The following is a 12,207-nucleotide window of genomic DNA, read 5'->3' as shown; positions in this document are numbered from 1 at the left end:
GATGCGAGGACGCTATGATCGACATTTCCGTGACCAACCTGGTGAAGGAATTCGAGGTTGGCAGTAAAATTTTAGATGGACTCACCTTTCAGGTAGACTCAGGAGAACGGGTCGGATTGCTGGGGCCGAATGGCTGCGGCAAGACGACCCTGCTGCGCATTCTCACCGGCGTGATGGACTATGACGAGGGAGAGGTGGTCATCGCCCCGGGCAAGCGGGTGGGTCTGATCTCCCAGATCCCCGTCTATCCCGCAGGCTACACGGTGGAGGACGTGCTGGATGACGCCTTTGCCAACCTCCACGCCATGGAGCGGGAGATGACCCAGCTGGCCGAGACCATGGGCCGGGGGGAGGACGAGGCCGCCATGGCCCGGTATGACAAGCTCACCGCCGCCTTCCAGGCCGGGGGCGGCTATGAGATGGACACCAACAAGAACAAGGTGTGCAACGGCCTGTCCATCTCCGCCCAGATGCGCCAGCGGCCCTTTGACAATCTCTCCGGCGGGGAGAAGACCCGGGTGAACCTGGGCCGCCTGATTCTGGAGGACACGGACATCCTGCTGCTGGACGAGCCCACCAACCATCTGGACCTGCGGGCCACCGAGTGGCTGGAGGAGTATCTGGAGAAGTTCAAAGGCACCGTGCTCACCGTGTCCCACGACCGCTACTTCCTGGACAAGGTGGTGGACCGGGTCATTGAGATCCAGGGGGGCAAGGCGGAGTTCTACTCCGGCAACTACAGCTTTTACGCCGTGGAGAAGGAGCGCCGCTTTGAGGAGCGCCAGCGCCAGTATGAGAAGGAGCAGGCCAAGATCCAGCAGCTGGAAAAGGCCGCCGAGCAGCTGCGCACATGGGCCTATTCCGGCATGGACAAGACGTTCAAACGGGCCCAGTCCATGGAAAAGCGCATCGAGCGCATGCGGGTGACCGACCGGCCCAAAAAGACCCGCAAGATGGAGGTACGCTTTGGAGAGCGGGAGTTCCGGGGGGACGAGGTGCTGACCATCAAGCACCTGAAAAAGTCCTTCGGCAGCCGCCCCCTGTTTGATGACGTGAATCTGGAGGTGGCCGGGGGCGAGCGAATCGCCCTGCTGGGGGACAACGGCACAGGCAAGTCCACCCTTATTAAAATTCTCATGGGGGAGGAGAGCCCCGACGAGGGCAAGCTGCGCCTGGGCCCCACGGTGAAGATCGGCTATCTGCCCCAGATCATCCACTTTGACCACCCGGAGCGCAGCCTGGTGGACACCATGATCTATGACCTGGACTGCACGGCCCAGACCGCCCGGAACCGCCTGGCCGCCTTTCAGTTCAGGGGGGAGGACGTGTTCAAGCCCGTGTCCGCCCTGTCCGGCGGGGAGCAGTCCCGCCTGCGGCTGTGTATGCTCATGGATGCGAAGATCAATCTGCTGATCTTGGACGAGCCGACGAACCACCTGGACATCCAGAGCCGGGAGTGGATCGAGGAGGCAGTGGAGGAGTATGAGGGCAACCTGCTCTTCGTCTCCCATGACCGCTATTTCATCGACCGCTTTGCCACCCGTATCTGGATGCTGGAGGGCGGACACATTACCGACTTTAAGGGCACCTATCAGGAGTATCTGGCCATGCGCCAGCGGCAGAAGAACCAAAATCAGACCGCCGCCCAGACTCAGGCCCAGGCTCCCAAGGAGAAAAAAGAGAAGCCCAAGCGCCCCGGCGGCACCAAGAACCTGGAGAAGGAGGTGGCCGCCGCCGAGCGGGCGGTGGCCAAGGCGGAGGAGCGGATGTTCGACCTGACGCAGGAGATGGAGGCCGCCGCCGCCGACTATTTAAAGCTCCAGGACTTGTATGAGCAAAAAGAAGCCCTGGAAGAAGAAATTTTAAAGCTCTACGGCAAGTGGGAGGACCTGTCCGCCCAGCTGGAGGAGGCGAGGGGATGAGCAGACCCAAAATCGAGGTGGCCAGCTATAAGGGCCGCCGACCCCGTTGGCTGAACGCCCTGCTGACCCTGATCTTGGCAGGGGCGATGGTCTTTGCCGTGCTGCTGGGGGTGGTGCTCTCCGGGGCCCACTCTTCGGTAAGCGGCGACCCCCAGGTGATGATCGTCCTGGGCTGTCAGGTCAAGCCCTGGGGGCCGTCTGTCCTGCTGCAGGACCGGCTGGACACGGCTCTGGCCTATCTGCAGGACCACCCGGACATGACGGTGGTGGCCTGCGGCGGCCAGGGGGCCGACGAGCCGGAGAGCGAGGCCCGGGCCATCGCCGGCTATCTCATGGAGCACGGCGTGGACAAGGGGCACATCTTGCTGGACGAGGACTCCCACAACACCCACCAGAATTTAAAAAACGCCGCCAGACTGCTCTCAGAGGAAAAGCTGGAACCGGCCCACACCCAGGTGGTGGTGGTGTCCAACGGCTTTCACCTCGCCCGGGCCAGAATGCTGGCCCAGCGGTGCGGATTTGAAGAGGTATCCACTCTGGCCGCCCCGGAGAGCCACCTGCCCTCCCGCCTGAAGATGTACCTGCGGGAGCCGCTGGCCCTGGTGAAGTCGTTCGTGGCGGACCGGTGAGGGATAGAAAGCCTTCCCCCAGGAGAAGGCTTAGTAGGGGCCGATGTCCTCATCGGCCCGACCCATACCGACCAAAGGAGGCGCAGCTATGCTGGACAAATTGATCGCCATCGAGGCGAAATACAGCCAGATCGAGGCCCGGCTGGCCGCACCGGAGACCTATGACGACCCGGCACAGGTGGCCCGGCTGAACAAGGAGCAGGCGGAGCTTGCCCCCCTGGTGGAGACCTTCCGCACCTATCAGCAGACGCTGAATGCCCGGGATCAGGCCCATGCGCTGCTGGGCGACCCGGAGATGCGCGAACTGGCCCAGGAGGAATATGACCAGGCCCTGAAAGACATCCCCCGGCTGGAGCGGGAGATTCAGATCCTGCTGCTGCCCAAGGACCCCAACGACAACAAAAATGTCATCGTGGAGATCCGGGCCGGAGTAGGGGGCGAGGAGGCGGCCCTGTTCGCCCACTCCCTCTACCGCATGTACAGTATGTACGCCGAGCGCCGGGGCTGGCGGGCGGAGGTGGACTCCGTCAGCGAGACTGAGCTGGGGGGCGTGAAAGAGATATCGTTTACCATCGAGGGGGAGGGGGCCTTCTCCCGGCTGAAATATGAAAGCGGCGTCCACCGGGTGCAGCGGGTGCCCGAGACCGAGTCCGGCGGGCGGGTCCACACCTCCACCGTCACCGTGGCCGTGCTGCCCGAGATGGAGACGGCGGACGTGCGCCTGGACATGGCGGATATCGAGATGCAGGTGTTCCGCTCCAGCGGCGCGGGGGGACAGCACGTGAACAAGACCTCCTCCGCCGTGCGGCTGATCCACCGGCCCACGGGCACGGTGGTGGAGTGCCAGCAGGAGCGCAGTCAGTTCCAGAACCGGGACAAGGCCATGCGTATCCTGGCCTCCCGCCTGTACGAGGCCCAGCAGGAGAAGATATCCTCGGAGTACACCGCCCAGCGCCGCAGCCAGGTGGGCTCCGGGATGCGCAACGAGCGCATCCGCACCTATAACTTTCCCCAGGGCCGGGTGACGGATCACCGCATCGGGCTGACGCTGTATAAGATCGACAGCATCATGAACGGCGACCTGAACGAGCTGATGGATGCCCTGGCCGCCGCCGACCAGGCGCAGCGGCTGAAAGAACAGGACTAAGTGAGTACGCAAAGCAAAACTAATCATAAACAAATAGGAGTTGGAACCAATGGAGATTTATATTCACTATCATGAGCTGCCCCAGGACAAGGAGCTGGCCGACATCGTCGGCGAGCTTAACGACGTGCTGGAGGAGGGCGGCCGGGTGTGCGGCGGCGAACAGGGCCGCATCGACCTGGACCTGGAGGACGAGAAGGTGAACCCCAAGTTTGCCCAGATCGCCGTGAAGGCGTATCTCCAGCGCGCCGCCTTTGCCCCCACCACCAAGATCGAGATCGGCGGCATGGAGATCGGCATCTACGAATAAGCGGAGGGCGCGGCATGTATCAGAATGTGATCTTTGATCTGGACGGCACTTTGCTGAATACCATCGACGACCTGGCCGATGCGGGCAACTGGGTGTGCGCCCGGCGGGGCTGGCCGGAGCACACCGTGGAGGAGTATAAGCGCATGGTGGGCAACGGTATCCCCAAGCTGGTGGAGCGCTTTGCCCCGGAGGGGGACCGGGACGAAGCCACCCTGAAAGAAGCCCTGGAGCAGTTCTCCGCCCGGTACGATGCCCATAAGGAGGACAAGACCGCCGCCTATCCCGGCATGGTGGACCTCATCGCCCGGCTGAAGGCCGCGGGGGTGAATATGGCGGTGCTGACCAACAAGGCCGACCCCATGGCGGGACCGGTGGTAAATGCCTATTATCCGGGTCTGTTCCCCACCGTGCAGGGGGCCCTGCCCGGAATGCCCACCAAGCCCGACCCCACCCTGCTGCATAAGCTGATGGAGCGCATGAACGCCACCAGGGAGAACACCCTGTTCGTGGGGGACAGCAACGTGGACATCCGCACCGCCAAAAACGGCGGCCTCACCGGCTGCGGCGTGCTGTGGGGCTTCCGCTCCCGCCAGGAGCTGGAGACCGAGGGGGCGGACGTGCTGGTTCAGACCCCGGAGGAGCTGGAGCGGGTCATTTTAGGGCAATGATTCGGGCAATGCGCAAAAAAAGCAGCCCTTTCCATAAGAAAACGAGGTCCTCACATTGAAAACAGAGCTTTTAACGCAGCAGGATGTCCCCAGAGCGGCGGAGATCCTTCAAAAAGGCGGCCTGGTGGGTATCCCCACGGAGACGGTGTACGGTCTGGGGGCCAACGGGTTTGACCCGGAGGCGGTGGCCCACATTTTCCAGGCCAAGGGCCGCCCCCAGGATAACCCCCTCATTCTCCACATCCCGGAGCCGGGCTGGCTGGAGCGCTGCTGTCAGGACATCCCGGCGGCGGCCTGGACCCTGGCAGAGCGGTTCTGGCCCGGCCCCATGACCATGATCCTGCCCCGCAGGTCTCTGGTGCCCGACGTGGTCACGGCGGGGCTGGACACGGTGGGGATGCGCTGCCCGGCCCATCCCCTGTGCCGGGCCATCATTGCGGCGGCGGATGTGCCCATTGCGGCCCCCTCGGGGAATACCTCCGGCCGCCCCAGCCCCACCACGGCGGAGCATATGCTGGAGGATATGGACGGGAAGATCGATGCCATTGTGGACGGCGGTCCCTGCGCCGTGGGGGTGGAGTCCACCATCATCGACCTGACCTGTACGCCCCCCCGGCTCCTCCGCCCCGGCGGGGTGACGCTGGAGCAGCTGCAGGACACCCTGGGCCAGGTGGAGGTGGACCCCGCCGTCACCCGGCTGATGGGGGCGGGGGAGCAGCCCAAGGCCCCCGGCATGAAATACCGCCACTATGCCCCCAAGGCCCCTGTGACGGTGGTGGCGGGCGACCCGAAGAAGGCGGCGGAGTACATCGCCGCTCACGCCGCCCCGGAGGACGGGGTCATCTGCTTTGACGAGTTCAAGGACCTGTTCACGAAGGGGCACCAGACCCGGCCCGTCATGGACCTGGGCCCAGCCGGGGACAAGGGGGAGCAGGCCCGGCATATCTTCGATGCCCTGCGGGCCTTTGACCACACCGCCGTCACTGCCATCTGGGCCCAGTGCCCCGACACCGACGGCATCGGCCTGGCCATCGCCAACCGCCTGAACAAGGCGGCGGGCTTTCACATCATCCGGGTATGAGAAAGGCGGAGGACTCACTATGATCGTCATCGGCATCACCGGCCCCACGGGGGCGGGGAAAACCACGGCGCTGAACCAGCTGGAGGCCCTGGGGGGCTGTGTGCTGGATGCGGACGCAGTGTATCACCAGCTTTTGGAGGAGGACGGCGATCTGCGCCGGGCGCTGGAGAGCCGGTTCGGCCCTCTCACCGGGGCGGACGGCAGCTTTGACCGGAAGAAGCTGGGCGGGGTGGTCTTTCACGACCGGGCCGCCATGGACGACTTAAACGCCATCGTCACCCCCTATATCGACCGGGCGCTGAAGGCCCGGCTGGCGGCGGCGGAGCAAGAGGGCCGTCCGGCGGCGGCCATCGACGCCATCCGTCTGGTGGAAAACGGCCTGGCCGGTCTGTGCGACGCCACCCTGGCCGTCACCGCCCCGGCAGAGGTGCGGGTGGCGCGCATCATGGCCCGGGAGGGCATCCCGGAGGAGTATGCCAGGGCCCGGGTGGCCGCCCAGCAGAGCGACGAGTTTTATCGGTCCGCCTGCGGGTATACTTTAGTCAACGACTGCGCCACGGCGGAGGAATTCGGAAGAAATGCCCGGACCCTGCTGGAGCGCATCTTACAGGAACACAAGGGCCGGTAACGGCCCGAAGTCAAAACAAGACCGGAAAAGGAGGAGTTTTATTATGGACGAGAACAAGGAGATGAGCCGGGGCGAGGCCCTGCGCAAGGCCCTGTCCTATCAGAAGAAGAACGGCTATGACCGTCTGGCCCCCGGCGAGCTGGAGGCCATGGATGCCTACTGCGAGGGCTATAAGCAGTTTCTGGACAACGGCAAGACGGAGCGGGAGTGCGTGGAGCGCACCGTATCCATGGCCCAGGCCGCTGGCTTCAAGCCCTTTGTCCGGGGCATGGCGGTAAAGCCGGGGGACAAGTTCTATCAGGTGAACCGGGGCAAGGCCATCATGCTGGCGGTCATCGGCCGCCGGAGCCTTGGCGAGGGCGTGAACATCGGTGCGGCCCACATCGACTCCCCCCGTCTGGACCTGAAGCAGAACCCCCTCTATGAGAGCGACGAGCTGGCCTTCCTCAAGACCCACTACTACGGCGGCATCCGCAAGTATCAGTGGGTGACCATTCCCCTGGAGCTCCACGGCGTGGTGGCCCTGAAGAGCGGCCAGACCATCCGGGTATCCATCGGAAACGGGGAGGGGGACCCCCTGTTCACCATCGACGACCTGCTGCCCCACCTGGGGGCCGAACAGTCCCGCAAGCCCCTGGGGGAGGCCATCCCCGCCGAGAGCCTGAATCTGCTGGTGGGCAGCCGCCCCCTGGCCGATGACGAGGGCAGCGACCGGGTGAAGATCGCCGTTCTGGAGCTGCTGAACCGGAAGTATGGCATCGTGGAGGAGGACTTCATCTCCGCCGAGCTGTGCGCCGTGCCCGCCTTCTCCGCCGTGGACATCGGCTTTGACCGCTCCCTCATCGGCTCTTACGGCCACGATGACCGGGTGTGCGCCTATGCCGCCCTGGCCGCCCTGCTCCAGCTGGGCACCCCGGAACGCACCGCCGTGTGTATGCTGGCTGATAAAGAGGAGATCGGCTCCGAGGGCGTGTCCGGCATGAAGTCCGCCGCCTTCGACACCTTTATGGAGGACCTGTGCGCCGGACAGAACGTGCCCCTGCGGGCCTGCTATGAGAAGTCCTTCTGCCTGTCCGCCGACGTGACGGCGGCCTATGACCCCAACTTTGCCGAGGTGTATGAGAAGCGCAACAGCGCCCTGGTCAACTATGGCATGGGCCTTTGCAAATACACCGGGGCCCGGGGCAAGTCCGGGGCCAGCGATGCCTCCGCCGAGCTGGTGGCCTATGTCCGGGCCACCTTGGACAATGCCGGTGTGATGTGGCAGATGGCCGAGCTGGGCAAGGTGGACGCCGGCGGCGGCGGCACCGTGGCCGTCTATATGGCCGAGCGGAACATCGACACCCTGGACGCCGGCGTGCCCGTGCTGTCCATGCACGCCCCCTTCGAGACGGTGGGCAAGCTGGACTGCTATATGACCTTCAAGGGCATGAAGGCGGTCTTTGAGGCAAAATAAAAAATTCCCTGAAAATTTGTCAGCGGCTCCGGGAGGAAAATTCCCGGGGCCGTTGATTTTTGCGCAGGGCAGGGGCCGGTGTTCAGGGCAAAAAAATTTCCCCATCCGCCGCCGAAACAGGGCAGGAGAGCGGGGAGTTTTCCACAAATGTGGAAAAATGGGCAAAAATAAAGCACATGGCCTTGACAGCCGTGTGCGGACATGGTACAATAAAATGCTCTTATGGCCTAACAGGGCAAAACTTCCTCTCTTAGACCGTGAACGTAGTTTAACATGGCAGAGGGAAAATGACAAGAGCAAACACAGGGAAACAAACCACTTGGCCGGGTGTGCGGAAAAGCGATCCCCCACCGGAATTGTGCAAAATCACAAACGGCACGGACGTTTTTCCCTGCACCCGGGAGAGAACCCCGACAGAACCAACCGTGGATCAAACAGAAAGCGAGTTGATTTTTAGAAATGGTCAAGGTAAACATGGACGAAGTTCGCCAGAAGGTGGAACAGCGGGCCAAGGACGTGTACTATGGCAAGACCCTGCGCAAGAGCTTTGCCCGGTACCAGGAGATCCTGGAGATGCCCAATCTGCTGGAGGTGCAGAAGACCTCTTATCAGTGGTTCCTGGACACCGGCCTGCGGGACGTGTTCAAGGATGTGGGTGCCATCGGCGATTACGCCGGTAATCTGGAGCTGTCCTTCATTGATTTCTCCATGGATGAGAAGCCCAAGTACGACGTGGAGGAGTGCAAGGCCCGGGACTGCACCTATGCCGCCCCCATCAAGGTGAAGGTGCAGCTGCGCAACAAGCAGAACGGCCAGATCAATGAGCAGGAGATCTTCATGGGAGACTTCCCCATCATGACCCAGGCCGGTACCTTTGTCATCAACGGTGCCGAGCGTGTCATCGTCTCTCAGATCGTCCGTTCCCCCGGTATGTACTATGCCGATAACAAGGACAAGGCCGATAACCACACCTATGCCACCACTGTCATCCCCTATCGCGGCGCCTGGCTGGAGTATGAGACCGACCTGAGCGACATCTTCTATGTCCGCATCGACAAAAACCGCAAGCTGCCCATCACCTGCCTGATCCGTGCCCTGGGTCCCCGCACCGATGCCGAGATCATCGAGATGTTCGGCGAGGACGAGCGCATCGTGGCCACCCTGGAGAAGGATGCCTGCAAGACCTATGAGGAGGCCCTGCTGGAGATCTACCGCAAGCTGCGTCCCGGCGAGCCCCCCACAGTGGACTCCGCCGAGTCTCTGCTCAAGGCCACCTTTTTCGACCCCCGGCGCTATGACCTGTCCGCCGTGGGCCGCTATAAGTTCAACAAGAAGATGGGGCTGTGGGCCCGTATCCGGGGCCAGAAGCTGGCCATGCCCATCGCTGACCCCCGCACCGGCGAGATCATTGCTGAGGCCGGCGAGGTGCTGACCACCGAGCGGGCCCACCAGTTGGACGACTGCGGTGTGAACGAGGCCCTGCTGGACATGGACGGCAAGACCATCCGGGTCTTCTCCAACAACATGGTCCATCTGGAGAATTTTGTGGACTTTGACCCCGCCGAGGTGGGCGTGGACGAGATGGTCTATTTCCCCGTGCTCAGCCAGCTGCTGGACGAGTTTAGCGGCGAGGAGCTGAAGGATGCCATCCGGGACCGCATCGACGACCTGATTCCCAAGCACATCACCGTGCCCGACATCATGGCCTCCATCAACTATCTCAACTGCCTGGCCCACCACGTGGGCACCCCCGACGACATCGACCATCTGGGCAACCGCCGTCTGCGCTGCGTGGGCGAGCTGATCCAGAACCAGTTCCGCATCGGCTTCTCCCGCATGGAGCGCGTCATCCGCGAGCGCATGACCACCCAGGACCTGGACGTGGTCACCCCCCAGAGCCTGATCAACATCCGGCCCGTCACCGCCGCCATCAAGGAGTTCTTCGGTTCCAGCCCCCTGTCCCAGTTCATGGACCAGACCAACCCCCTGGCCGAGCTGACCCACAAGCGCCGTCTGTCCGCCCTGGGCCCCGGCGGTCTGTCCCGTGACCGCGCCTCCTTCGATGTGCGTGATATCCACTACAGCCACTACGGCCGTCTGTGCCCCATCGAGACCCCCGAAGGTCCCAACATCGGCCTGATCTCCTATCTGGCCTCCTATGCCCGCATCAACCGCTTCGGCTTTATTGAGGCCCCCTACTGCAAGGTGGACAAGGAGACCGGCCGGGTCACCGACCAGATCGAGTATATGACCGCCGACGTGGAGGATCAGTTCACCGTGGGCCAGGCCACCGAGCCCCTGGACGAGAACGGCTGCTTTGTCAACGAACGTATCACCTGCCGCCGCCGCAACGAGACCATCTCCGTGGATAAGCACCAGGTGGACTATGTGGATGTGTCCCCCAAGATGATGGTGTCCGTGGCTACCGCCATGATCCCCTTCCTGCAGAACGACGACGCCAACCGTGCCCTGATGGGCGCGAACATGCAGCGCCAGGCCGTGCCTCTGCTGCGGCCCGAGGCCCCCATCGTGGCCACCGGCCAGGAGCACAAGAACTGCATCGATTCTGAGATCGTCATTCTGGCCGAGGGCCCCGGCACCGTGACCAAGGTGTCCGCCCGGTATATCACCGTGGCCTATGACAACGGCGAGACCAAGGAGTATCGCCTGACCAAGTATCTGCGCTCCAACCACACCACCTGTATCAATCAGCGCCCCATTGTGGAGGCCGGTCAGCGGGTGGAGTATCACGATGTGCTGGCCGACGGTCCCTCCACCGACCACGGCGAGATCGCCCTGGGCCGGAACATCCTCATGGGCTTTATGACCTGGGAGGGCTATAACTACGAGGACGCCATCCTGCTCAACGAGCGCATGGTGAAGGACGACGTGTTCACCTCCATCCATATTGAGGAGTATGAGACCGAGTCCCGTGACACCAAGCTGGGCCCCGAGACCATTACCCGGGACATCCCCAACGTGGGCGAGGATGCCCTGAAGGACCTGGATGAGCACGGCATCATCCGCGTGGGCGCAGAGATCCACGCCGGCGACTATCTGGTGGGTAAGGTCACCCCCAAGGGTGAGGCCGAGGCCACCGCAGAGGAGAAGCTGCTGCGGGCCATCTTCGGTGAGAAGGCCCGTGAGGTCCGCGACACCTCCCTGAAGGTGCCCCACGGCGAGGCCGGCATCGTGGTGGACGTGAAGATCTTCACCCGGGAGAACGGCGACGAGCTGGGCCCCGGTGTCAATCAGGTGGTCCGGGTCTACATCGCCCAGAAGCGTAAGATCTCTGTGGGCGACAAGATGGCCGGCCGCCACGGCAACAAGGGCGTTGTCTCCCGCATTCTGCCCCAGGAGGATATGCCCTTCCTGCCCGACGGCACCCCCCTGGACATCGTGCTGAACCCCCTGGGCGTGCCTTCCCGTATGAACATCGGTCAGGTGCTGGAGGTCCACCTGGGCTATGCCGCCAAGACCCTGGGCTGGAAGGTGGCCACCCCCATCTTCAACGGTGCCAACGAGGCGGACATCCAGGAGTGCCTGAAGCTGGCAGGTCTGGCCCGCCAGGTGGGCCGGGACGAGCCCCTCATCGGCAAGCAGCTGTATCTGGCCGACGAGGAGGGCGACGGGATGCAGGCCCTGAGCCAGGAGGAGATGGCGGATACCCAGCAGATCAACGCCTGGCAGCACGAGGGCCGCCTGCGCCTGGTGGACGGCAAGAACTGGCTGTATGACGGCCGCACCGGCCGCCGGTTCGACAACCCCGTCACCGTGGGCTATGTGTACTTCCTGAAGCTGCACCACCTGGTGGACGATAAGATCCACGCCCGCGCCACCGGCCCCTACTCCCTGGTCACCCAGCAGCCTCTGGGCGGCAAGGCCCAGTTCGGCGGTCAGCGCTTCGGCGAGATGGAGGTCTGGGCCCTGGAGGCCTATGGCGCCGCCTATACCCTGCAGGAGATCCTGACCGTCAAGTCCGACGACGTGACAGGCCGCGTGAAGACCTATGAGGCCATTGTCAAGGGCCTGAACGTGCCCAAGCCCGGCGTGCCCGAGTCCTTCAAGGTTTTGATGAAGGAGCTGCAGTCCCTGTGCCTGGATATGCGCGTTCTGGATGCCAACGGCAACGAGATCGAACTGAAGGACGACGACGAGGACGATTACAAGCCCACCCGGGACGACTACTACGACCGGGACGAGGAGTTCACCTATCAGAAGGACGACGCTGACTTTGCCGCCGCCGGTGGCTTCACCTTCAAGGGCGACAACGATGACGACGACCTGACCCTGGAGCTCCAGGGCGGAGACAGCTCCGACGACGGGCTGGGCTCTGACGAGGATATCTGAAAACGGGAGGAGATTAAAA

General features: G+C 63.3%; 9 protein-coding genes. All 9 read left to right on the top strand.

Features of this window, described 5'->3' with window-relative positions; all coding sequences use genetic code 11:
- Positions 1-14 precede the first annotated feature (14 nt).
- The 9 genes from H8S55_RS00245 to rpoB all read left to right on the top strand — a co-directional run bounded on the left by H8S55_RS00245 (position 15) and on the right by rpoB (position 12,188).
- Entirely contained in the window at positions 15-1,922 is a 1,908-nt protein-coding gene (locus H8S55_RS00245) for an ABC-F family ATP-binding cassette domain-containing protein (RefSeq protein ID WP_186877322.1), read from the top strand.
- On the top strand, positions 1,919-2,551 hold the full coding sequence (locus H8S55_RS00240; protein WP_186877321.1) for a YdcF family protein: 633 nt from the start codon (positions 1,919-1,921) through the stop codon (positions 2,549-2,551). The genes H8S55_RS00245 and H8S55_RS00240 overlap by 4 nt, the downstream gene beginning before the upstream one ends.
- 88 nt (positions 2,552-2,639) lie before the next feature.
- A complete protein-coding gene (gene prfA / locus H8S55_RS00235) occupies positions 2,640-3,698 on the top strand; it encodes a peptide chain release factor 1 (protein ID WP_186877320.1) in 1,059 nt (352 codons plus the stop codon).
- A gap of 49 nt (positions 3,699-3,747) precedes the next feature.
- Complete coding sequence (locus tag H8S55_RS00230; RefSeq protein ID WP_186877319.1) at positions 3,748-4,005, top strand: hypothetical protein; 258 nt, start codon at positions 3,748-3,750, stop codon at positions 4,003-4,005.
- A 14-nt stretch (positions 4,006-4,019) separates the two neighbouring features.
- Positions 4,020-4,673, top strand: a complete 654-nt coding sequence (locus tag H8S55_RS00225) for an HAD family hydrolase (protein WP_186877318.1) — start codon at positions 4,020-4,022, stop codon at positions 4,671-4,673.
- 55 nt (positions 4,674-4,728) lie between these two features.
- The gene (locus H8S55_RS00220; protein WP_186877317.1) at positions 4,729-5,754 is read left to right on the top strand and encodes an L-threonylcarbamoyladenylate synthase; all 1,026 of its coding nucleotides are present in this window, start codon (positions 4,729-4,731) and stop codon (positions 5,752-5,754) included.
- 19 nt (positions 5,755-5,773) lie between these two features.
- Positions 5,774-6,382 (top strand): dephospho-CoA kinase, encoded by a 609-nt coding sequence (gene coaE, locus H8S55_RS00215; protein ID WP_186877316.1) that lies wholly within the window; start codon positions 5,774-5,776, stop codon positions 6,380-6,382.
- A 43-nt stretch (positions 6,383-6,425) separates the two neighbouring features.
- Positions 6,426-7,838 (top strand): aminopeptidase, encoded by a 1,413-nt coding sequence (locus H8S55_RS00210; protein WP_186877315.1) that lies wholly within the window; start codon positions 6,426-6,428, stop codon positions 7,836-7,838.
- Positions 7,839-8,297: 459 nt separating this feature from the next.
- Positions 8,298-12,188, top strand: coding sequence for a DNA-directed RNA polymerase subunit beta (gene rpoB, locus H8S55_RS00205; protein WP_186877314.1), 3,891 nt, complete (start codon positions 8,298-8,300; stop codon positions 12,186-12,188).
- Positions 12,189-12,207: the final 19 nt, after the last annotated feature.

It is taken from the genome of Flintibacter faecis, assembly GCF_014287875.1.
GTDB classification, from domain to species: Bacteria; Bacillota; Clostridia; order Oscillospirales; family Oscillospiraceae; genus Lawsonibacter; species Lawsonibacter faecis_A.
The sequence above is the reverse complement of the archived record's forward strand: the minus strand, read 5'-3'. Positions and strand labels throughout refer to the sequence as shown.

What these genes read in the sequence shown, in the direction of transcription:
- H8S55_RS00245 (WP_186877322.1), top strand. Translation starts at nt 15, where the DNA reads ATGATCGACATTTCCGTGACCAACCTGGTGAAGGAATTCGAGGTTGGC.
- H8S55_RS00240 (WP_186877321.1), top strand. Translation starts at nt 1,919, where the DNA reads ATGAGCAGACCCAAAATCGAGGTGGCCAGCTATAAGGGCCGCCGACCC.
- prfA (WP_186877320.1), top strand. Translation starts at nt 2,640, where the DNA reads ATGCTGGACAAATTGATCGCCATCGAGGCGAAATACAGCCAGATCGAG.
- H8S55_RS00230 (WP_186877319.1), top strand. Translation starts at nt 3,748, where the DNA reads ATGGAGATTTATATTCACTATCATGAGCTGCCCCAGGACAAGGAGCTG.
- H8S55_RS00225 (WP_186877318.1), top strand. Translation starts at nt 4,020, where the DNA reads ATGTATCAGAATGTGATCTTTGATCTGGACGGCACTTTGCTGAATACC.
- coaE (WP_186877316.1), top strand. Translation starts at nt 5,774, where the DNA reads ATGATCGTCATCGGCATCACCGGCCCCACGGGGGCGGGGAAAACCACG.
- H8S55_RS00210 (WP_186877315.1), top strand. Translation starts at nt 6,426, where the DNA reads ATGGACGAGAACAAGGAGATGAGCCGGGGCGAGGCCCTGCGCAAGGCC.
- rpoB (WP_186877314.1), top strand. Translation starts at nt 8,298, where the DNA reads ATGGTCAAGGTAAACATGGACGAAGTTCGCCAGAAGGTGGAACAGCGG.